Source organism: Synechococcus sp. RC10A2, assembly GCF_047502605.1.
In genome coordinates, this window is record NZ_JANSHP010000074.1 from 1 (window position 1) to 20,382 (window position 20,382).

Annotated in this window: 22 protein-coding genes; 14 read left to right on the top strand and 8 right to left on the bottom strand. The window is 60.1% G+C overall.

The genetic code is table 11. From position 1 onward, the window contains the following. Window positions 1–228 precede the first annotated feature (228 nt). On the bottom strand, window positions 229–1,365 hold the full coding sequence (gshA, locus tag NW848_RS10490; protein ID WP_041438083.1) for a glutamate--cysteine ligase: 1,137 nt from the start codon (window positions 1,363–1,365) through the stop codon (window positions 229–231). A 95-nt stretch (window positions 1,366–1,460) separates the two neighbouring features. Between gshA and NW848_RS10495 the strand changes: the two genes are divergently transcribed. The 7 genes from NW848_RS10495 to NW848_RS10525 all read left to right on the top strand — a co-directional run bounded on the left by NW848_RS10495 (window position 1,461) and on the right by NW848_RS10525 (window position 8,557). Continuing rightward, entirely contained in the window at window positions 1,461–2,900 is a 1,440-nt protein-coding gene (locus tag NW848_RS10495) for an NAD(P)/FAD-dependent oxidoreductase (RefSeq protein ID WP_414402571.1), read from the top strand. Further along, window positions 2,897–4,177 (top strand): hypothetical protein, encoded by a 1,281-nt coding sequence (locus NW848_RS10500; RefSeq protein WP_414402572.1) that lies wholly within the window; start codon window positions 2,897–2,899, stop codon window positions 4,175–4,177. Before NW848_RS10495 ends, NW848_RS10500 begins: the two co-directional genes overlap by 4 nt. 124 nt (window positions 4,178–4,301) lie before the next feature. Continuing rightward, the gene (locus NW848_RS10505; protein WP_414401900.1) at window positions 4,302–5,477 is read left to right on the top strand and encodes a hypothetical protein; all 1,176 of its coding nucleotides are present in this window, start codon (window positions 4,302–4,304) and stop codon (window positions 5,475–5,477) included. A 108-nt stretch (window positions 5,478–5,585) separates the two neighbouring features. Next, window positions 5,586–5,987, top strand: a complete 402-nt coding sequence (locus tag NW848_RS10510) for a hypothetical protein (protein WP_240530346.1) — start codon at window positions 5,586–5,588, stop codon at window positions 5,985–5,987. A gap of 117 nt (window positions 5,988–6,104) precedes the next feature. After that, entirely contained in the window at window positions 6,105–7,406 is a 1,302-nt protein-coding gene (locus NW848_RS10515; RefSeq protein ID WP_414402573.1) for a gamma-glutamyl phosphate reductase, read from the top strand. Window positions 7,407–7,538: 132 nt separating this feature from the next. After that, a complete protein-coding gene (locus NW848_RS10520) occupies window positions 7,539–8,180 on the top strand; it encodes a hypothetical protein (RefSeq protein WP_011429402.1) in 642 nt (213 codons plus the stop codon). Window positions 8,181–8,182: 2 nt separating this feature from the next. After that, the gene (locus tag NW848_RS10525) at window positions 8,183–8,557 is read left to right on the top strand and encodes a DUF3493 domain-containing protein (protein WP_011429401.1); all 375 of its coding nucleotides are present in this window, start codon (window positions 8,183–8,185) and stop codon (window positions 8,555–8,557) included. A 19-nt stretch (window positions 8,558–8,576) separates the two neighbouring features. Here NW848_RS10525 and NW848_RS10530 read toward each other — a convergent pair whose 3' ends face one another. Continuing rightward, a complete protein-coding gene (locus NW848_RS10530; protein ID WP_099812451.1) occupies window positions 8,577–8,909 on the bottom strand; it encodes a hypothetical protein in 333 nt (110 codons plus the stop codon). 283 nt (window positions 8,910–9,192) lie between these two features. On the opposite strand from NW848_RS10530, the gene psaC reads away from it, so the two are divergent. Then, window positions 9,193–9,441: a photosystem I iron-sulfur center protein PsaC gene (gene psaC, locus NW848_RS10535; RefSeq protein ID WP_011429399.1), complete on the top strand. Its 249-nt coding sequence runs from the start codon at window positions 9,193–9,195 to the stop codon at window positions 9,439–9,441. A 160-nt stretch (window positions 9,442–9,601) separates the two neighbouring features. Here the strand turns inward: psaC and nadD are convergent, their stop codons facing one another. Further along, entirely contained in the window at window positions 9,602–10,225 is a 624-nt protein-coding gene (nadD, locus tag NW848_RS10540; RefSeq protein WP_011429398.1) for a nicotinate-nucleotide adenylyltransferase, read from the bottom strand. Next, on the bottom strand, window positions 10,222–10,836 hold the full coding sequence (gene ruvA / locus NW848_RS10545; RefSeq protein ID WP_011429397.1) for a Holliday junction branch migration protein RuvA: 615 nt from the start codon (window positions 10,834–10,836) through the stop codon (window positions 10,222–10,224). Before ruvA ends, nadD begins: the two co-directional genes overlap by 4 nt. A 123-nt stretch (window positions 10,837–10,959) precedes the next feature. Between ruvA and NW848_RS10550 the strand changes: the two genes are divergently transcribed. Then, on the top strand, window positions 10,960–11,895 hold the full coding sequence (locus NW848_RS10550) for an alpha/beta fold hydrolase (RefSeq protein ID WP_011429396.1): 936 nt from the start codon (window positions 10,960–10,962) through the stop codon (window positions 11,893–11,895). Window positions 11,896–11,904: 9 nt separating this feature from the next. Here NW848_RS10550 and NW848_RS10555 read toward each other — a convergent pair whose 3' ends face one another. Continuing rightward, the gene (locus tag NW848_RS10555; protein ID WP_414508719.1) at window positions 11,905–12,441 is read right to left on the bottom strand and encodes an HNH endonuclease; all 537 of its coding nucleotides are present in this window, start codon (window positions 12,439–12,441) and stop codon (window positions 11,905–11,907) included. 469 nt (window positions 12,442–12,910) lie between these two features. Here NW848_RS10555 and NW848_RS10560 point away from each other — a divergent pair, with 469 nt between their 5' ends. Further along, complete coding sequence (locus NW848_RS10560) at window positions 12,911–13,228, top strand: metallophosphoesterase family protein (RefSeq protein WP_414388783.1); 318 nt, start codon at window positions 12,911–12,913, stop codon at window positions 13,226–13,228. Window positions 13,229–13,264: 36 nt separating this feature from the next. On the opposite strand, the gene NW848_RS10565 is transcribed toward NW848_RS10560, so the two are convergent. Then, complete coding sequence (locus NW848_RS10565; protein ID WP_011429393.1) at window positions 13,265–14,179, bottom strand: cation diffusion facilitator family transporter; 915 nt, start codon at window positions 14,177–14,179, stop codon at window positions 13,265–13,267. 141 nt (window positions 14,180–14,320) lie between these two features. Between NW848_RS10565 and NW848_RS10570 the strand changes: the two genes are divergently transcribed. From NW848_RS10570 to NW848_RS10580, 3 genes are all read left to right on the top strand, one after another. Further along, window positions 14,321–15,739 (top strand): UDP-glucose dehydrogenase family protein, encoded by a 1,419-nt coding sequence (locus tag NW848_RS10570; RefSeq protein ID WP_414508718.1) that lies wholly within the window; start codon window positions 14,321–14,323, stop codon window positions 15,737–15,739. Then, window positions 15,736–16,683: a UDP-glucuronic acid decarboxylase family protein gene (locus NW848_RS10575; RefSeq protein ID WP_414508717.1), complete on the top strand. Its 948-nt coding sequence runs from the start codon at window positions 15,736–15,738 to the stop codon at window positions 16,681–16,683. The genes NW848_RS10570 and NW848_RS10575 overlap by 4 nt, the downstream gene beginning before the upstream one ends. Before the next feature lie 125 nt (window positions 16,684–16,808). After that, entirely contained in the window at window positions 16,809–17,705 is an 897-nt protein-coding gene (locus tag NW848_RS10580; RefSeq protein WP_414402577.1) for a diguanylate cyclase, read from the top strand. Window positions 17,706–17,708: 3 nt separating this feature from the next. Here the strand turns inward: NW848_RS10580 and gcvH are convergent, their stop codons facing one another. Then, window positions 17,709–18,098, bottom strand: a complete 390-nt coding sequence (gcvH, locus tag NW848_RS10585) for a glycine cleavage system protein GcvH (RefSeq protein ID WP_099812456.1) — start codon at window positions 18,096–18,098, stop codon at window positions 17,709–17,711. Between the two features lie 78 nt (window positions 18,099–18,176). Continuing rightward, window positions 18,177–19,082: an alpha/beta fold hydrolase gene (locus NW848_RS10590; protein WP_414402578.1), complete on the bottom strand. Its 906-nt coding sequence runs from the start codon at window positions 19,080–19,082 to the stop codon at window positions 18,177–18,179. 119 nt (window positions 19,083–19,201) lie between these two features. On the opposite strand from NW848_RS10590, the gene NW848_RS10595 reads away from it, so the two are divergent. After that, window positions 19,202–20,134, top strand: coding sequence for an NAD(P)H-dependent glycerol-3-phosphate dehydrogenase (locus NW848_RS10595; RefSeq protein ID WP_011429387.1), 933 nt, complete (start codon window positions 19,202–19,204; stop codon window positions 20,132–20,134). Window positions 20,135–20,382: the final 248 nt, after the last annotated feature.

Consider the following 20,382-nt stretch of genomic DNA (forward strand, 5'->3'; position numbering starts at 1 on the left):
CTATGAAACTATATCAACGACCCCCATCATGGGTAAGCGACCAAAGTCGCTAGCGAGCTTTTCCGCCCCGCACTCAAGTGCGGGGCTACCAAGCTATCCTTTTGTGTGGCTCGGCAAGCCCTAGGGGAAGTGGTGGAGCCTGTCTAGGCGAATCTAAGTCAGGTTTGAACTGGGGATCTGGTGGGGGGCAGGCACCGGACTGAGAAGCGCCCACCGTTGGGCAAAGGCTTAGCCAACAAGCTGGCAGAGGGTCTCTTGTCTTTCTCGGTCTTGTTCGGCCAGCTCCTGAATGGCCCGTTGGTACACCTGGGCGGGTGTGGATCCCTGGTCGACCTGCTTCAGCCAGCGCTGGGCCTCGTTGCCCTGTTGGAGCAGAGTTTGCAGGGGAGCCAAAAAGCAGCCCAGGCCCTGGGGTTGGCCGAGGCGCCACGCTTCGGTCAGCAGCTCTTCAATCCACTCCTGGGCCACCCGTTCTCGGCCCGTGCGCCAATCGACCAGACGGGCTCGCAAGGACTCGCGAGCAGCGGCCTGCTCGTTGGCCTCGCAAAGGCTCTCCAGCTCCGTCGGTGTCAAAGGCCCCCGCAAGGGATCCAGCGCTTCTGGCTGGGCCAGCAACTGCCAGAGACGGGCCTCTACCAAGGCAGTGATGGCCAGGGTCATCACCGGATCTGCCACCAGGTCGCAGATGCGCAGCTCCACCCGGTTGAGATGGTAGGGCCGCTCTGGGCCGTTGGGCCGCACAGAGGCCCAGAGGTGGCGCACATTCTGCATCGTGCCCAGGGCCAGTTGCTCCCGCATCCAGGCGATGTAATGGGCGTGATCCCGGAAGAAGGGCACCTGGGCCGGCGTTTTGGGAAACACCTGCCAACGGCTGGAATGGTAGCCTGTCACCTGGCCGTCCAGAAACGGAGAAGAAGCGCTCAGGGCCAAGTACAGGGGAGCTTCCGCCCGCAGCAAACGGCAGGCAAGAAAAATGGCCTCGCTATCCGGCAGGCCAACATTGATGTGAATGCTGGCGGTCACCACCCGCGTGCCGTAGGTGCGCTCGATGTAGTCGTGGTAGGGGTTGTCCGGATCCGAGCGCTCAAAGTGGTCGCTGCCGCCCAAAGCCAGCGTGCTCCCCGGCAACAGGGTGTAGGGGCCAAGGCGGCGCAAAAATTGCCGCAGTTGCAGCCGAGGCCGCAGCAGGGCACAGAGCAGATCCTCGTAGCGGCGAAGGGGCGGAGTGATGTACTCGACGTTGCGCCGATCTGGTTCTCGCACAAACCCCGGCAAAGCCTGGCAGATGCGATCCGACAACCCCACCACTTCTCCGGCGGCGGTGCCGGTGTACATCTCTACCTCAAAGCCCTTGGTCAACAGCACAGGCCAGCCTCCAGCCGCAGCCTCCTCTGCCTATTTTCCCAGGGTTTCGCAGGTACTACAATGTCGGCAAGGCTTGAAGGCGAGCGCAAGGCCAGATGCGGGATCCCATCTACATTCTGGGAGCAGGGCCGGCGGGCATGGCGGCTGCCTACCGCTTGACCCAACTGGGCTTCCCTGTGGTGGTAGTGGAACGGGAAGACAGGGTTGGGGGCTTGGCCAAAAGCATTTGCTACCGGGGGTTCATTCTCGACTATGGCCCGCACCGCTTTTTTACCAAGATCCCAGCGGTGCTGGAGCTGTGGAACCAGGTTTTGGGATCCGAACAAGTGACTGTCCGGCGGCTTACCCGCATCTACTACCGCAAGCACTATTTTCAGTACCCCATTCAAGCCTGGGAAGTCCTGCGCAAAGTTGGCTGGTGGGAAAGCCTGCTCATTGTTCTTTCCTACCTCTGGGCCCAACTTATCCCGCACCCAGCTCCCCAGAACTTTGCCGACTGGGTCAAGGGAAAATTTGGTAGCCGGCTTTTTCAGATGTTCTTCAAGAGCTACACGGAAAAGCTCTGGGGGATCCCTTGCACCGAGATCAGTGCTGATTGGGCTGCCCAGCGCATCAAAGGTCTCAGTCTTGGAGAGGCCATACGAAAAGCATTGGGGTGGAATCGAGGTTTGGTGAAATCTCTAATCGATCAGTTTCAGTTTCCTCGGCTGGGATCCGGCCAGCTCTACGAAAAAATGCAGGAGTTTTTGCTGGCCGAAGGTCAAAAAGTTTGGCTAAATACAGAGGTCATTGCCCTTAGGCATGAGGGATCCCGGATTGTCGAGCTGCAATTGCGCAATCTTCAGGATGGAAGTGAAACATGGGTCTCCCCCTCCCACGTCATCTCCTCGATCCCTCTGACAGTTTTGGTGCAGAGCCTACAGGAGTTGCCTCCTCCAGAGGTACTGCAGGCAGCCCGCAACCTCAAGTTTCGCAACACCGTTTTGGTTTATCTGATTGTGGAGGGATCCCAGCTTTTCCCCGATAACTGGCTGTATATCAACGACCCAACAGTGCAGGTCGGTCGGGTAACCAACTTCGCCAATTGGTCGCCGGCTATGCTCCCCAACCGAGAACAAACCCCCTTGTGCTGTGAGTATTGGTGCAACTTTGGGGATCCCTTGTGGCAAGCCCCTGAGGAGGAATTGCTGGCTTTGGCTGAGAGGGAGCTGCGCCAAATTGGCCTGCTCCAGGATCAGAAGATCTGCGGTGGCTTTGTGGTGCGCCTGCCCCGCACCTATCCCATCTACGCCGGCAGCTACAAAGAAGACTTGGCCATTTTGCAGAGGTATCTTGGCGAGTTTGAAAATCTGCAACTGGTAGGCCGCTACGGCTCGTTTAAGTATAACAACCAAGATCACAGTTTGCTGATGGGCCTGCTGGCTGCTGAGAACATTCTCCAACCCGGCAGCCACGATCTCTGGCAGGTGAACTCCGATGACGATTACCAAGAGGAGATTAAAGTGCCATCCCCACCCGCAAAGGTGCGACAATGAGCTTCCCTCCTAGCCACCTCTTGCAGCACAGCCGGCAGCATCTGGTCTCTTTTGCCGTCCAAGTTTTGCTTCCCGCTGTGGCTTTGACGCTGCTGCAGATTTTCTTGATCTCCTTTTGGAGCCAGGAGGATGACTATGCTTCCATCTTCAAGGGTTTAACCCAGTGGGATAGCCATTGGTACCTGGGCATTGTGCGGCGAGGGTACCAGTTTGTGGGCTTTGACAAGATTGCCTACGAGCAGAGCAACGTGGCTTTCTTTCCGGGCTATCCTCTGGCGGTGGCCGCCATAAGCCGCCTGTTGGGAGTTGACCCTGAACTGGGGCTGTATCTGACTGCCCAGCTCTTTTGCTGGCTGATGTGGATTTACTTTTTCCTGTTTTGCCGCCGCTGGCAGATCCCCCCTCTTGGGCAAGTTTTGGCCAGCTTAATCATCCTGGTCTATCCCAGTAGCTTCTACTTGGTAGTGGGCTACAGCGAGTCTCTGTTTCTGGCTAGCCTGCTGGGTTTTTTCTACTGGTCCATGGACTTGAACGCTCCCTGGCCGGCGTTTCTAGCCGGGATCCACGGTTTGGTGATGAGCGCCACCCGCATTGTGGGTTTGCCGGTGGCGCTGGTTCCTCTGCTGCGACTATCCCACCCTTGGTTTTGGACAGCCAGCGCTGTTGTTCTGGCCTTGTTGGGTGGGCTGGGCTTTTTCCTCTACTGCCAGCTCCGCTTTGGCCGTTGGGATCTCTACCTGGAAATGCAGCGCTACTTTGGCCCCAGTTCTTTCGATTATTTGGCTATTATTCGACCTCGTACTTATGCCCCCCTCTTTTCTAGTGGCTATTGGCAGTCCTTGCTCTCCTTTTCCGAGGCTTTGGGGGCTGGGATATGGGCCATTTCCCTCAGTCAACTGTTTGTTCTCCTCACGCTGGGATCCCTAGTTATTACAGGCCTGCTGGATGGGTGGAGTGTCCTGGCCGGCAAGAGCCGGCGCTGGCAAGAGCGGCTGGGGTTTCATTTGGCTGCCTGGGCCATGTTCTCTATTTCCGTGGCTGGCATGAGTGCCGTGGCCCAGAGAAGTATGATCCGCTACTGCCTGCCAGTTCACATCCTGCAGGTGCTGGCCTGGTTGCATGGGATCAGATACACCGATTTCAGCTTCATCCCCCAACAGGTGCGTTTCTATCTTGACAGTGTCCTGAGGCTGGGCTACTGGATCTTGGCTTTAGTCTTCTTTGCCCTCAACCAAATCCTCACCTGGCGCTACGTCCAGCATCTTTGGGTGGCTTGATCGAACCTTGGTGGTGAAGCTGATGAGTTTGCGCCCTGGCCCTCCGTTGCAGCAGATTCGCAAATGTTTAGTTTGCTTTCCTACTCGGATTTTTTTGCTGGGCTTAGCGCTGACTATCCTACAGGTGTTGGCGATATACCTTTGGACAAAACGCGGCAGCTGTGCTTCTGCTTTTACAGCCCTGAGCCAGCGCGATAGCTACTGGTACCTGAGCATTGTGGAGCGGGGGTATCAGTTTGTGGGCTTTGACAAGATTGCCTACGAGCAGAGCAATGTGGCCTTCTTTCCAGGCTATCCCCTGGCGGTGGCCGCCATGAGCCGCCTGTTGGGAGTTGACCCTGAACTGGGGCTTTATCTCACTGCCCAGCTCTTTTGCTGGCTGATGTGGATTTACCTTTTCCTGTTTTACCGCCGCTGGCAGATCCCCACTCTTTGGCAAGTTTTGGCAAGTCTGATTATCTTGGTCTATCCCAGCAGTTTTTACCTTGTCGTGGGCTACAGCGAATCCCTCTTCATGGCCAGCTTGTTGGGTTTTTTCTACTGGTTGGCCTGCTTGAATTCGATGAAGGCAGGGCTCCTGGCCGGGATCCACGGTTTTGCGATGAGTGCCACCCGCATTGTGGGTTTGCCGGTGGCGCTGGTTCCCCTGCTGCGGCTATCCCGCCGTTGGTTTTGGACGGCAGGCGCCGTTGTTTTGGCCTTGTTGGGGGGGCTGAGTTTTTTCCTCTACTGTCAGCTCCGCTTCGGTCGCTGGGATCTCTACATGGAGATGCAGCGCTACTTTACCGGCGTCCAGGCCAATTACCAAGCCCTTTTCCAGGCTCATACCTATGTTCTTTCCCCTGAGCGATGGCAGGTCTTGCTCTCTCCTTCTGCACCGCTGCAGGATCCTGGCCTGTGGTCTGATGCTCTCAGCCAACTGTTTGTGTCTGTTACGCTGGGATCCCTAGTTGTTACAGGCTTGCTGGATGGTTTGAGTGTCGTGGCCGGTAAGAGCCGGCGCTGGCAGGAGCGGCTGGGGTTTCACCTAGCTGCCTGGGCTATGTTCTACATCGCTGTAGCCGGCATGAGTCCCCTAGGCCAGCGAAGCATGATTCGCTACTGCCTACCGGTTCACCTCGTGCAAGTGCTGGCCCTCCTGCACTGGGCCAAGCACACAGATTTCGGCTTCCTTCCCCTGTGGGCGCGCCCCCACCTAAGCAGAGTTCTCAAGCTGGGCTATGGGCTTCTGGGCCTGATCTTCCTCGTCCTCAACCAGATCTTGACCTGGCGCTACGTCCACCATCTCTGGGTGGCTTGACCCTGCTTTCTTGAGGATAGGATGTGAGGGATCCCGACTTCTCACCGACTGAGAGCTGTGGCGTTTTCCTCTCCCCACAAGTGGCCTCGGCAGAAATCGTCCCTGCGAGTGGCTCAGCCCATCGAGCCCACCAAAATTTACCCCTGCCCCTGTTGCCACCAAGGTCAGTTGCGCCTGATTACCCTGACTGAGGCTTTTGGCTGCAGCCGTTGCCAGCATATTTTCGCCATCACCCCCGACCGTTTGCACATTGAGCAACTGGCCGTCTCCTACCCCTACCGTAAAATCTGGTTCTGGAACGGCCATCAGTGGGTGTTGCACCGGCAAAGCACTTTCCAGGGATCTGCGCTCTTGGGCCTCACCCTCAGCCTGGGGGTTGCTTTGGCGGTGGGGTTTCTGGGCGTGTTGCTCTTCCCCAGCCAAGCCCAGTTGCTCAGTTGGTTCCTGATTCTTTGCCTGTTGCTGACGCTGTTGATGGTGACGGCGATCCTGCTGCTGCGGCGGCCTTGAGATGCTTGGGATCGTTGCCAGGGATCCCTAGTTTCAGCCCTTGTGGATCTAGCCATTTCTTGTTAGCAGTGGTCAGGAGCAGGTCTGTCGTCGGTCAGCCGGGCAGGAGGGAAGCGAGTGACCGATTTTGGTTCAGCCTTTGACCTCAGCACCACCCTGCGCCAGGTGCGCCGCTTGCTGCCTCAGCTCCAGCGCTTGAGCGGCGAAACCAAACGCCAGGCCCTGCTGGCTCTCTCGCGCCGTTTGCTGGAGCGCTCCGAGCTGCTGTTGGAGGCCAATACCCTCGACCTGGAAAGCTGCCGCGAGCAAACCCTGCCGGAGTGGATCCTCAACGGCCTCAAGCTTACCCCCGAGCGCCTGCAGCGATCCGCCCAGTTGCTTGCTCTCCTGGCCCAACAGCCGGATCCCATCGGGAGCCTGGAGAGGGGGTGCCGTCAGGACAACGGGCTGTTTATTGGCCGCTACCGCGTCCCTTTGGGGCTGATCGCCTTGGTCTACGAGATCTACCCCGAGTTTGCCTTGAATGGCATTGGCATGTGTCTCAAGACGAGCAATGGCGTGATCTTGGCCGGCAGCGGCCCCATCCAGAAAACCCATCAGGCCCTGGTCAACCTGTTGGCAGAGACCGCCTACGAGCACGGGATCCCGGAAGGGGCCATTCAAACCCTCCCCGCCCAAGACCAAGCGACCGATCCCCAGGCCGATTCCCCACTGTTGCTGTTGTTGCAGCAAACCCGCTATGTGGATCTGGTGATCCCCTGCGGTCGCCCCGGCTGGGTGGAGTTCCTGTTGCAGGCCAGCAAAGTGCCGACTCTGGTCACGCATCTGGGGTACGGCCACATCTATGTGGATCGCACCGCTCCTTGGCCTTTGGTGAAGTCGGTTTTGTTGGATCCCTTGGCTCGCTATGGCCCAGAAGGGATCCCGATCTATCAGCCCCTCACCCTTTGGCTGCTGATCCACACCGATTGGGCCGCCCATCATCTGACCGCCCTGATTGAAGACTTGCTGGGTCAAGGGATCGATATACAGGCAGCAGCCCCCATTCTGGAGCGATTCCCCCAGCTTCAGCCGCTGGGGGAAGGCTTTGACTCCACAGAACGGCCTCATCTGCGCCTCCAGCCCGTTGCCGACCTGACGGAGGCGATCGCCTGGATCAACAAAAATGGCTGTCGTCAATCGGAGACGATCCTCACCGACAGCCAATCGGCAGCCCAGCGCTTTCTCCAGGAGGTGGATGCCGCCCTGATCCACATTAACACCTCTCCCCTCTCGGCAGGCCGGGGAGCCGGGATCCCCACCTTGGGAGCGTTTCGCGACCTGTCTTTGGGCATTTCCACCCAGCGGCTGCACGTGCGCGGGCCCATCGACCTGGAAGCCTTGACAACGGTGAAGGTAGTGGCTCAGGGTGACCTGTAGCAGGGGAAAGTTGGGATACCGAACTGCTGTTCTCCCCAAAAGCCAAGAGATGGCGTGAGACTAGAAAGGGAGGAATGCCGGCCCCGTCGTCCGACGTCCAACCCAGCCCAACAGACAGGGGGGAGAACTCCTTTGGGGATTGACCTGCGCAGTTACGTGTTTTTGGATCGGCTCCAGCCCCAGTACGCTGCTTATCTGGGCACGGTGGCCCAGGGCTTTTTGCCTCTGCCAGGGGATACTTCCCTCTGGGTCGAGATTTCCCCCGGCATCGAGATCAACCGCGTTATGGACATCGCCCTCAAAGCCACCTCGGTAAGGCCGGGGCTGCAGGTGGTGGAGCGCCTCTACGGCCTTTTGGAGGTACACTCCAGCAACCAGGGGGATACCCGCACTGCCGGTCGGGCCATCCTGGCGGCTTTGGGGGTGAGCGAAAAGGAGCGCCTCAGGCCGCGCATCATCTCCAGCCAGATCATTCGCAACATCGATCCCCACCAAACCCAGTTGATCAACCGTTTCCGCCGCGGCCAGATGCTCCTAGCCGGCCAAACCCTCTACATCCTGGAGGTGCAGCCGGCAGGCTATGCCCCCCTGGCCGCCAACGAGGCAGAAAAATCGGCCCGCATCAACATCCTCGAAGTGATGCCCTTTGGCAGCTTTGGCCGCGTCTACTTGGGCGGGGAAGAGCAAGATATTCTGGCTGCCTGTCGGGCTGCCGAGGAAAGCTTGGCGGCGATTTCTGGCCGGGATCCCCTACTATTGCCCGAGGAGGTGTAGCCGTGGCAACATCGGAGCCCAAACCTTCCCCAAAACCTGGCTCGCCCCTGCCCCCAGGTCGGGATCCAGCGGCAGATCGGGTGAGGCTGCTCACGGAACTGGCCGCCCCCTACCGCAGTCTGCGGCGCTTTGTCTACCTGGCGGTGGGTTTTTCGGCCACCATCGGGGCATTTGTATTTTTCTTTCGAGCCTTGGCAGGGCGGGATCTGGAGACCACCCTGCCCAGCTTGGCCTTACAGTTAGGGATCCTGGCCGGCGCCCTCGGCCTCAACAGGCTGGAAAGCCACTCCCAGCAAAAGCTGGTCAGACGGATGAAGCAGCGCCTTAGCAGCCAAAAAGACTCGCCCCGTCCGCCCGAGGGCGATGCCCCGCTTTAGGGCAGGGACGGCTAGCCTGTCAATAGTCCCAGTCCCCTTGGCGGGGATCGGAGTCGTCTTCCTCGTCGGCGCTGGGAAGATAACGGCGGGCTTCCTGGGGCCACTTTTGGGCTATTTGGATGGCAAGAAAGGCCGCGAGAGCCACTAAAACTGCCAAGGTGAGAATTGGAATCGCCAGGATCACCACTGCGCCCAACACGTAGATGGCCACCTTGGGCAAGGAAGGATCCACCCTCCAGCCACGCCTGTACACCCAGTCGGTGAGCTGCCGATCCCAGCGGCGCAGGCGAGGTATGTTCTCCGCATAGATTTCCTGGAGAATGCCGGCCAAAACGGGCCCCAGGCGGTGCATTTGGCTTCGAGTTTGCCTTCTCCAATTCCGCAGCGAGCGTCCCATTCGTAGGATCCTTGCCCTGTCCTTCCTCAGGCAATCCTAGCCCAACCGCGAGGGCGACCTTCCCGTCGGCGCGGCAAGGGATCCCTGGGGATGTAAATTTGTTTGAACATTTGGATCGCAGATCGGGGTGGTTTGGCAGGACTACAGTACACTGAAGCCACCCGTGCAGTGGTGTTGCTGCCACGCCCTTCGGTAAACCTTTTTTTAATCTTTCAAACAGCTCGACTGGAGAACGCTAATGGCTCACACGGTCAAGATCTACGACACCTGCATCGGCTGTACTCAGTGTGTGCGGGCCTGCCCTACTGATGTGTTGGAAATGGTGCCCTGGAAGGGGAACAACAAGGCCGGCATGATTGCCGCAGCCCCCCGCACCGAAGACTGTGTTGGCTGCAAACGCTGTGAGACTGCCTGCCCCACGGACTTCTTGAGCATCCGCGTCTACCTTGGCCCCGAAACCACCCGCAGCATGGGCTTGGCTTACTAAGCCATCGGCAGGTTGGGTTGCAATTTTCATTTGAGACAAGCCTTCCTACTTTCAGCGAAACAGCCTCTCTTCAGCCCCTCCTGGCTGGGAAAAAGTTGGGCGGGCTGTTGCTCTAGTGAACGGGTTTATCGGAGAGGAGGGATCCCTCCTCTTTTTTTCTTCAAGGGTCGAGGTAGAGCCGGTGTTGGCGAATGTAGTGCTCCACAGCAGGGGGCACCAGGTAGCGGATGGATCCCCCCTTTTGGATTTGCTGGCGCAGGTAGGTGGAAGAGAGCGTTAGGGTGGGGGCGTCCAGGATTGCTGCCCGGATGGGCAGCTTTGCGGCCACCGACCGCAGCACTTGGGCGGCGTCGCCGGCATCGATACGGGGGGCAACAATCCAATGGCAGAGGCGGGCCAATTCTTCCGCCTGGTACCACTGGGGCAGATCCCGCAGGGCATCCACGCCGATAATCCAATACCACTGGGTATCCGGCTGCTCTTGCATCAGGCTGCGCAGCGTCTCGATGGTGTAGGAGGGGCCGGGACGGCGGATCTCCAGGTCGGAGCAGGCAAAGCGCTCGTGGTCGGCAATGGCCAGCTTCACCATGGCCAGGCGATCGGCTTTGCTGGCGCCGGCGGCCAAGGGCTTGTGGGGAGGATCCCCTGCCGGCATCCACAGCACCTGATCCAGGTTGAACTGCCAGAGGGCCTGCTCCGCCATGATCAGATGGCCGTGGTGGACGGGGTTGAAGGTGCCGCCCAGAATGCCAATGCGGCGCTGCTGGGGATCCGGAGGGCTCATGGCTGCCGGCTGAGGTAGGTGATGGCATCCCGCAGCCACTCTTCCGTTGGGCGGGGTTGGGAGGGCAAAGCTTGCAGGGCCGCTTGAATTTCTTGGAGGCTGTAGCCGAGGGCCAGCAAGGCCATTTCCACCTCTTCCCGGATGGCCGGAGGCGGCCCGCCGGCCAGGGGGCGATCGGCGTTCTCCAGGCCTTGTCGCCAGTGGGCCAGCTTGGTTTTCAGCTCCAAGGCTAGCCGTTGGGCCGTTTTGTGCCCTACCCCTGGCGTGAGGGAAAGTAGGCGCACGTTTTCGGTCACCACTGCCTGAACCAGCTCCGGCAGGCCGAAGGTATTCAGCAGAGCCAAGCCCAAAGCCGGCCCCACCCCCGAAACTTTGATGAGCTCCACAAACACATCGCGCTCGGCTGGCGAGCCAAACCCGTACAACACCAGCTCGGTCTCTCGCACCACCAAGTGGGTAAACACCCGCACGGGCTCTCCGATGGGGGGCAGTTGCTTGAGAAAACGCGCCGGGGCCTTGACCCGATAGCCGATCCCCTGCACCTCAACGGTGAGGCTACTGCGCTCTCCCCATTCGATGGCGACGAGGTGGCCGCTCAAAAACGCGATCATGCTGCGAGTCCAATCCGTGTTTAGGATACGCTGCTCGGCTACAGCTCCAGAGTCGGCCGAGCAGAATCTAAAAGAATCTAGAATAAGAAAAGCTTAAATAACAAAAGCTTACAAGCGACCTCTATGGCTTCAACATCGGCATCGGCCACTCCTATCTCGGCACGCTGGATTTGGCGGGGGCAATCCGTCCATTACGTCAAACAGGGCGAGCAGGGGCAGCCTTTGCTTTTGGTGCACGGCTTTGGGGCTTCCACCGACCACTGGCGTAAAAACATTCCCGAATTGGCTCAACACTACCAGGTCTATGCCATCGATTTGCTCGGCTTTGGCCGTTCGGCCAAGCCCAACTGGGACTATCGCGCCGAGATCTGGCGGGATCAACTGCGGGATTTCTGTCAACAGGTGATCCGGCGGCCTGTGGTGGCCATTGGCAACTCCCTGGGCGGCTATGTGGTGCTCAGCCTGGCGGCAGAGTGGCCGGAGTGGGTGCGGGGGGTGGTGCTGCTTAACGGGGCAGGCGGCTTTTCCACGGTTAAGGGATCCCCATCTGGCTGGCGGCAATGGCTGGGTGGCCTGGTAGGCTGGGGCCTGCGCCAGCGCCTGGTGTCTTACCTATTGTTTCAGTATTTGCGGCAGCCGCGGGTGATTCGCTCCAAGCTGAAGCAGGTCTATTACGACCCGGCGGCAGTGACGGATCAACTGGTGGAAGACATTCATCGCCCCACGCGGGATCCGGGGGCTGCCGATGTGTTCGTGGCCCTGATGCGGGGCGGGCAGAAGGGGCGCTATGTGGACGAGCTGCTGCGCAGCTTGGTGCGCCCCCTGTTGTTGATTTGGGGCGAACGGGATCCCTGGATGCGGGTCCGCGAGCGCTCTAAGCTCTACCGGGCTCACTACCCTCAGGCGGTGGAATACTTCCTGGAGGCCGGCCACTGCCCTCACGATGAGCGCCCCGAAGAGGTCAACGCCCTGATCCATCGCTGGATCGAGCTGGGGATCCCGGCCACCACCTCTCCTCCCCTTTCCAAAGCAGCGCCGGTCTCAGACCTGCATCCTTAGCCTTGGGAGCTAGGCGGGCTTGACTGCCAGCTCCGGCGGCGGATCCCCTTCCAGGCCGATGGCGTACTTCAGCCATTCCCGATGGGATCCGCTGCCGACGGCTTTGGAGATTTCAAAGTAAAGGGTGCCGTGGGGGCGGCGGGGCTGGCGGAGCAAGGGCATGCCGGCCTCCCAAGGGGTGCGATTCCCTTTTTTCACGTTGCAGCGCACACAGGCGCTGACTACATTCTCCCAGGTATCTTCACCGCCGCGGGAGCGCGGGATCACGTGATCCAGGGTTAGGTCTTCGCCGTAACAGCCGCAGTACTGGCAGCAGTGCCCATCGCGGTAGAGGACATTGCGCCGCGTCAGGGGGATCTCCTTGTGGGGAACGTGAACGTAGTGGCGCAGGCGGATGACGGTGGGCAGAGGGATGTTGCCGTAGACTACTTTGCCATTGTGCTCGATTTGCTCGGCCTTGCCCTTGAGCAAAAGGACAACAGCTCTGCGCCAACTGGTGATGTTGAGCGGCTCGTAGGAGGCATTTAAAACCAAAACCTTGCCCATAGTGCTACGCACCGCTGACGAAATCCCCTACCGGATCTGAAAGGCGCCAGCTCTCTTGAAGTTACGCAAAATCTTAACACAGCTTTAGAGGCGAGGTAGCCCACTTCACTCCGGTAAAACCTCGGGTTCCCTTCCCTCTGCCGGCTCAGCACAACAGGATCCCGACGTGGTGGATCGAGATCCCGAGGCACTTTCTAGCCCTTGCTGTTAGAGCCGGCCCTAATCCCAGGCAGGGTGGGCTTCGGCTGCTGAGGCTGCTCCGGCTCGCGGCCGAAGTTGGTAATCAGAGTTAGAGATTGGGCTTTTTCAGCTCGATTTGCTCCCCGTCGGCCTCCCCAGCCGTCACCTGTAAGGTGGCCTTGCCGAGGTTATCCCGGAGATCCTCTGCCAAAAGACCGGAATCCCCCCAGGGGCAATCGGGCCTTGCGCCGGATCTGTCCTTTGGGATCATCTCAACCGGTTTCATTTGGTGAAGCTAAGCATCCCGGCTCTGGAGCAGGTTTTGCAACACCGGATGCAGTTGCTCTTGGATTTTTTGCTGCTGCCGAGGGATCTGACCCAGCACGGGGAGCCAGAAAACCACGCTTGGTTGGCAGAGCGGCTGGCCCGTTTACCTTTTCCGGCTTTTGTGGTGCCCGGCAACCACGACGTGCCCCAGCCCGAGGCATTGGCAGAGTTTCCCCGCTACTACCGAGCTTTTGGCTATGAGGACGGGCTTTCCACTTTCTTTCCACTTTCTTTCCACTTTCTAGGAATCCCCCCGAAGGGGGAAATCTACCCCCATTAAACCCACGCAGAGCAAGGAATGCAAGGCCCATTGTGGCTAGGAACGGGATCCCTCGATGTGGGAGTAGGGCTCCAGGTGGATGGTGACCCGCACCGGCCCGTAGCGCTGCTGCAGCAGTTGCTCCACCGCTTCGGTAAGGCGATGGGCCGACTCCACATCCAGCGGCTCCACCACCATGTGCATTTCGATAAAGATCATCTGCCCCGGGATGCCGCGGGAGGTGATGTCGTGGCAGTCGAGGATCCCGGGCAGGCTGAGAACCAGCTCCCGCAAGGTTTTGGGGGGGATAGCCACCCGGTCGGTTAAGAAGGGAACGTTTTCCCGCAGCACTTCCCAGCCGCTCCAGAACACCAGCAGCCCCACCGGCACCGCCAGCACCTGGTCCAGCCAAGGGATCCCCCAGAAGTGGATCCCGGCCAGACCCAGCAATACCGTCAGGGTTACCCAGACATCGCTGAGGGTATGGCGGGCATCGGCCAAGAGCAGCGAGCTGGCCAGCGCCCTGCCCCAGAAACGTTCATAGACGGCCACGAAGAGGTTGATCCCCAGCACGCCCAGCATCAGCGTCAAGGTCAACCCCTCGATCCGGAGCTGCGGCGGCTGGGGTGCAAAAAACCGCCCCACCGCTGCGCTGAGGATCTCGAAGCTGGCCACTCCCAAAAAGGCGGCGATCCCCAGCGCTCCAATGGCCTCAAACTTGCTGCGGCCATAGGGATGGTCTTCGTCCGGCTCTGGCGAGGAAAAGCGGGCTGCCAGCAGGGCAAGAATGTTGCTGGCGCTGTCGGTAACACTGTGCAGGGCATCGGCCACCAAGCTGAGGGATCCCGTCGCCAATCCCAGGATCAACTTGACCGAAAACACCAAAAGATTGAGCCCCAGGGTGACATAGAGCACCCTCTGCACCTGGCGCTGACGGCGGCTGGCTATGGCAGCAGAATCGGGGAAGCTCACCGCTGGGGAGCCTCAGACCAAGCCGGTTCAGCTTTATTTTGCCACCGACTCCCCCTAGGGGCCGACCTTCTTCGAGGGGATAGGGAATGCGGGCCGGCGGGGTATTTTAGAACCAAGCACCGACGCGAGGGGGAGGCGGCCATGGACATGGCGGTCGTGGGAGCTGGCTATGTGGGGTTGGTAACCGGCGCCTGTCTGGCCCACCTGGGCCACAGCGTTATTTGTATAGACAACAACCCTGTCAAAATCGAAAACCTGCAGCGAGGTCGTCTGCCCATCTACGAGCCCGGCCTGGAAGAGCTGGTGCGGGAAGGCGCCGAGGCTGGCCGGCTGCACTTTACCACCGACCTGGGCCTGGGGGTGAAGGCCAGCGAAGTGATCTTCATTGCCGTGGGCACCCCGGCTTTGCCCAGCGGCGAGCCAGACCTGCGCTACGTAGAGGCCGTGGCGCGAGGGATCGGCCAGCACCTGGACAACCGCTACCGCGTCATCGTCAACAAGTCCACCGTGCCCATCGGCTCCGGCGACTGGGTGCGCATGCTCATCCTCGACGGCGCCGCCGAGGCTGTCCAGCAGCGCCTAAGCAGCCAACAGATGGCCCTGGCTGGGGGGGATCCTACCCCCTCCTCCCTGGCTACCTTGGACAGGTCTTCCTGGGTGCCGCCCTTCGACGTGGTGAGCAACCCCGAGTTTCTGCGGGAGGGCAGCGCCATCCACGATACCTTTTACCCCGACCGCATCGTGATTGGCTCCAACAGCCCCCGGGCCATCGAGATCCTGCGGCAACTTTACGAGCCCATCCTCAGCCGCCAGCAGGGCTTGGGCGGGGATCCCGTGCCCTTGCTGGTCACCGACCTGGCCTCGGCCGAGATGATCAAATATGCGGCCAACGCCTTCCTGGCCACCAAGATCAGCTTCATCAACGAGATCGCCAACATCTGCGAGCGCACTGGCGCCGACATCACCCAGGTGGCCGAAGGGATCGGCCTCGATAAGCGCATTGGCCGCGCCTTCCTCAACGCTGGTCTAGGCTGGGGAGGGAGCTGCTTTCCCAAGGATCTGGCCGCTTTGATCCAGACGGCAGCCGACTACGGCTATGAGGCCAAGCTGTTGCGGGCCACCGTCGAGGTCAACCGCGAGCAGCGGCAGCGCTTGGTGGAAAAGCTGCAGCAGGCTCTTAAGGTGCTTAAGGGCAAGACCATTGGCCTTTTGGGCCTCACCTTCAAGCCCCACACCGACGACCTGCGGGATGCGCCGTCCCTGACCCTCATCGAGCAGCTCCACCGGCTGGGGGCCAAGGTAAAAGCCTATGATCCCATTGTGTCGGCTTCAGGGATGCGGGAGGGCCTGGCCCACGTGGTGGTGGAAACGGACGTGTTCCGCCTGGCCCAGGATTGCGACGCCCTGGTGCTGGTGACCGAGTGGCCGGAGTTCTTGTCGCTGGATTACCGGCGCCTTGCCGAGCTGATGCGGCGGCCCCTCATCCTCGACGGCCGCAACTGCCTTGACCGGCAGGCCGTTCAGCAGGCGGGCATTACCCTGATTGGAGTGGGCTGGTGAAGATCCTGGTTACGGGTGGTTTGGGGTTTATCGGCTCCCATCTGGTCAGCCGTCTGCTGCAGGAGGGCCACACGGTGATCTGCCTCGACAACGGCTACACGGGGCGGGAGGAGAACCTGCAGGCCCACCGCAACAACCCTGCCTTGACCTTGCTGTGGCACGACGTGGCCGAGCCGCTGCCGCCGGAGCTGGAGAAAGCGGGAATTGAGCAAATCTACCACCTGGCCTGTCCCGCCTCGCCGCCCCACTACCAGGCGGATCCCATCCGCACCATCCGCACCGGCGTCTGGGGCACCTACCACCTGCTGGAGCTGGCCCAGAAAACGGGGGCCAGGTTCCTGCTGGCCTCCACTTCAGAAGTGTACGGGGATCCCCAGGTGCATCCCCAGCCGGAGGACTACTGGGGCCATGTCAACCCCATCGGCCCGCGGGCCTGCTACGACGAGTCCAAGCGCCTGGCCGAAACCCTAACCTTTGACTGGCAGCGGCAACACCAAACCGAGATCCGCGTGGCCCGCATCTTCAACACCTATGGGCCCGCCATGCGGGAAGACGATGGTCGTGTGGTCAGCAACTTCATCGTCCAGGCGCTGCGCGGGGATCCCCTCACCGTCTATGGAGATGGCTCCCAGACCCGTAGCTTCTGCTACATCTCCGACCTCATCGAGGGCCTGGTGCGCCTGATGAACAGCCCTTATCCCGGCCCCTTTAACCTGGGCAACCCGCAGGAGGTCACCATTCTAGAGTTGGCTCGGCAGATTTTGGCCCTCACCGGCAGCTCTTCTCCCATCGTCCACCGGCCTCTCCCAACCGACGATCCCAGGCAGCGCCGGCCCGACATCAGCAAGGCCCGCGCCCTGCTGGGGTGGGAGCCCCAGATCCCTTTGCCAGTGGGCCTGGAGCTGACCATCCCCTACTTCCGCCACCGGTTAGGGCTGGAGTAAAGGAAGACCTCTGGGAGATTTTCCCCAGAGCTGGCCAACTTTGCGGAAGAAAGCAGCCAGGCTGGCATGATACCCGTCATAATACGGAAAAGACATGTTAACTCAGCTAGGGGATCCCTACGCCTGTGGATACTTCTCCGGAAGAACCAACCACCCCCGTGCCCCTGGAAACCTACGGGCTGGAGGTGGAGAGGAAAGCAGTGGGCGCCTTTTTGACGGTGCTTCAGGGATCCAATAGGGGCAGGACTTTCCGCCTGGGGGAGACTGCAGTAGTGGGGCGCAGCCCCCAGGCCGACGTTCAGCTTTCCGACCACACCATCTCTCGGCTGCACTGCCGGCTGAGGAAGGAAGGGGAAAACTATGTCCTCATCGATCTCGGCAGCCTCAACGGCACCTATGTCAATGGGGAACGGGTAAATTGCCGGGTTTTGGCGGATAGGGATCGCATCCAGCTGGGGAATAGCCTCCTGCAGTTTGCCTATTATGACCGGCTGGAGGAGGCTTTCTTTTTCCAGGTCGCTGCCGCCGCTCTCTACGACCCGCTCACGGGGCTGCACAACCGTCGGTTTTTCCTAGAGCACCTGCAGAGGGAGATGGCTTTTGCCCGCCGCCATAGCTTTCCCCTCCACTTGCTTTACCTGGACTTGGACAACTTCAAGCTCATCAACGACCGCTGGGGGCATTTGGCCGGGGATCAAGCCCTGATCCAAGTAGCCCAACAACTGCAGGATCAGGTTCGCCGCGAGGATCTGCTGGCCCGGCTAGGGGGCGACGAATTTGTCCTCATGGTGCGCGGGGTTCCGGAAGCTCAAATCCTGCAGTTGGCCAAGCGCCTGCGGCAGGCCGTCCAATCCCTCCCTCTGCAGGTGGGAGCAGAAGTTATCCACCTCACCTGTAGCATTGGCGTCGCCTCTTTGCTCAGCCTTTCAGCAGAAACTTCCGTCCAAAGCTTTCTAGAGGCAGCCGACCAAGCCCTCTACCGGGCCAAGATGCAAGGGGGCAACCGGGAAGTGTTGCTGTAGGGCTTAGGATCCTTCTACCAAGCTGGCGTAGGCCTCGGCGCTCATCGTGTCGTCGAGATCTTCCGGGTTGGTCATGCGCACCTTGATCAGCCAGCCATCGCCATAGGGATCGTCGGCAATGCTCTCTGGGCTGTCCACCACTGCTTTGTTCACTGCCACCACTTCCCCCGAAACAGGGGCATAGAGATCCTCGACCGCCTTAACGGATTCCACCGAGCCAAAGCTTTCGCCCTTTTCAATCTCTGTTCCTTCCTCGGGCAGGCCGACAAAGACAATATCCCCGAGCTGATCGACGGCATAAGCCGTGATCCCAATCACCGCAATGTCATCCTCAACGCGGATGTACTCGTGGGTGTCCACATAGCGCAGATGGGGCGGATACTCCAGGGCCATGCCGTTTCCCCTGCTAGAATTCAGTGGATTATTCTAGGGTGAACCCCTGGGGCTGGTAAAGCTCTCCCAACTTGACACCTAGAGGAACTCCATCAGCAGCCGATTCACGGTTTGCGGCGCCTCCTGCTGCGCCCAGTGGCCGCACTCGGGGATGTATTCTTTGCGAATGCCGTTGGGGAAAAAGGGATCCATTCCCTCGGTCAGCTCGCGGCTGAGGGCAAAGTCTTCCTCTCCCCAAATGAGCAGGGTGGGGGCGAGGATCTGCCGCAGGGGCTGTAAAAACAGGTTCTGCAGAGTGGGCAGGCTAAACAGGTGGCGGTAGTAGTTAAGGGCAGAGGTGAGCACCTTGGGTTTGGCGAGAGCCTCTTGGTAGATCTTCAGGTCGTGTCGGGTGAAGGCACTCTTGCGCACCGAGGTCTCTCGGAAGATGCGCTGCACCCAATCGCCCAAGTTCCACTGGAGCACCCACTCCGGCAGCCAGGGCAACTGGAAGAAAAACAAGTACCAACTGCGGCGCATCTGGTCCAAATTGGTCAGGAACTCCCGGCGAAAGCAAGCTGGGTGAGGAGAGTTGAGCACGGCCAGCTTGCGGATCTCGTCGGGGAAAAATTGCGCCCAGTGCCAGGCAATGGCTCCTCCCCAGTCGTGGGCCACCACTACCGCCCTCTTGGCCCCAAAGTGATCCAGGAGGCCGCGGACATCCGCCGTGAGGGTATCTAGGTCGTAGCCGTGATCCGGCTTGTCGGAATCGTTGTAGCCGCGTAGATCGGGGGCCACCACGCAAAACCGCTGCGCCAACACCGGGATCTGGTGCCGCCAGGAGTACCAAAACTCCGGGAAACCATGCAGCAAGATGGCCAGCTCCCCTTCCCCCTGGCTGACGTAGTGCAGTTGAATACCATTGGTGAGGGCATAGCCGTGCCGCCAGCTCCCCATCTTGGCGGCTACCTCAGCAGGAAGGCGTCGGATCCCTGCTTCTGTCATCTCGTCTGCTCTTTGGCCGAACCCATGATTTGGTATCCAACCATACTAACCTTTGTCGCTCTCTTGCTAACGGGGAGTTTAAGGCATCCTGGGAGAGAAGCTGCGGCTGCAAAGGTCAGATGAAAACTAACACAACATCCCCCCAGAAGATCGCCATTCTAGGGGCGGGAGCCTGGGGAAGTACGCTGGCTCTGCTGGCCCAGGCCCAGGGGCACCGAGTGCAGGTTTGGGACCGGCGCAAAGATCTGGATCTCAAAGAGGTGCTCCAGGGATCCCAAATCCTCATCTCGGCAGTCTCGATGGCAGGGGTGCGCCCCGTGGCCGAGGTTGTGCGCCAGGTGGGGATCCCACCGCAGGTTATTTTGGTCTCAGCCACTAAGGGACTGGATCCGCTCCAACTTTTGACTCCTGCCCAAATCTGGGGGGCTGCCTTCCCCAACCAGCCGTTGGTGGTGCTCTCCGGGCCTAACCTTTCCGCCGAGATCCGCCAGGGTTTGCCGGCAGCAGCAGTGGTAGCCAGCCGGGATCTCTGGGCAGCCGTGCAGGTGCAGCATGCCCTGGCTTCAGAGCGCTTTCGCCTCTACACCAGCAGCGATCCGCTGGGGGTGGAGCTGGGAGGCATCCTGAAAAATGTTATCGCCATCGCCGTGGGGGTGTGTGATGCGCTGCACCTGGGCACCAATGCTCGGGCTGCCCTGGTTACCCGCGGCTTGGCAGAGATGATCCGGGTGGGATCCCGCTTAGGGGCGCGGCCTGAGACCTTCAACGGCCTCTCAGGCCTGGGGGATCTGCTGGCCACCTGTCACAGTCCTCTGAGCCGCAACTACCAGGTGGGCTACGGGTTGGGCCAAGGTAGGCCTTTGTCCCAGGTTCTGGCTGAAATCGAGGGCACTGCCGAAGGAGTTTACACCGCTCCTGTCGTGGTCAAGATCGCCGCCCAACACAACATCCGGGTGCCTATCACCCAGGAGGTGCATCGGTTGTTGCAAGGACAGACCACCCCCACTGCTGCCCTGGCCAGGCTGATGGAGCGACAACTCACCTCGGAATAAGACCCTCACCCCCCTGCCCCTCTCCCTCTGGGAGAGGGGAGTTAGGGATAAACGTTGCATTGCTATTTGAAATGACCATAGCCGCAAATCCGCGGATGAGGAAAGGGGTTCTGCACCGTATCAGGATTTTTGCAGAGGGTTAGGGTACCAGAATGAGCCATTTGGCGGAGCTTTTTTCCCCAGAGTTTTTCTATGCTGTCTCTGTAGCTTCCCTGTTCGTTCCCGCATCAACTCGGCTCTCGGTTGTT

Bases quoted from the DNA above. Each gene is read 5' to 3' on its own strand.
- nadD (WP_011429398.1), bottom strand. From the start codon at position 10,225: ATGAGCCCTCCGGATCCCCAGCAGCGCCGCATTGGCATTCTGGGCGGC.
- NW848_RS10530 (WP_099812451.1), bottom strand. From the start codon at position 8,909: ATGCACCGCCTGGGGCCCGTTTTGGCCGGCATTCTCCAGGAAATCTAT.
- NW848_RS10590 (WP_414402578.1), bottom strand. From the start codon at position 19,082: ATGACAGAAGCAGGGATCCGACGCCTTCCTGCTGAGGTAGCCGCCAAG.
- NW848_RS10595 (WP_011429387.1), top strand. From the start codon at position 19,202: ATGAAAACTAACACAACATCCCCCCAGAAGATCGCCATTCTAGGGGCG.
- ruvA (WP_011429397.1), bottom strand. From the start codon at position 10,836: ATGATCGCGTTTTTGAGCGGCCACCTCGTCGCCATCGAATGGGGAGAG.
- NW848_RS10570 (WP_414508718.1), top strand. From the start codon at position 14,321: ATGGACATGGCGGTCGTGGGAGCTGGCTATGTGGGGTTGGTAACCGGC.
- gcvH (WP_099812456.1), bottom strand. From the start codon at position 18,098: ATGGCCCTGGAGTATCCGCCCCATCTGCGCTATGTGGACACCCACGAG.
- NW848_RS10495 (WP_414402571.1), top strand. From the start codon at position 1,461: ATGCGGGATCCCATCTACATTCTGGGAGCAGGGCCGGCGGGCATGGCG.
- NW848_RS10500 (WP_414402572.1), top strand. From the start codon at position 2,897: ATGAGCTTCCCTCCTAGCCACCTCTTGCAGCACAGCCGGCAGCATCTG.
- NW848_RS10550 (WP_011429396.1), top strand. From the start codon at position 10,960: ATGGCTTCAACATCGGCATCGGCCACTCCTATCTCGGCACGCTGGATT.
- psaC (WP_011429399.1), top strand. From the start codon at position 9,193: ATGGCTCACACGGTCAAGATCTACGACACCTGCATCGGCTGTACTCAG.
- NW848_RS10555 (WP_414508719.1), bottom strand. From the start codon at position 12,441: ATGGGCAAGGTTTTGGTTTTAAATGCCTCCTACGAGCCGCTCAACATC.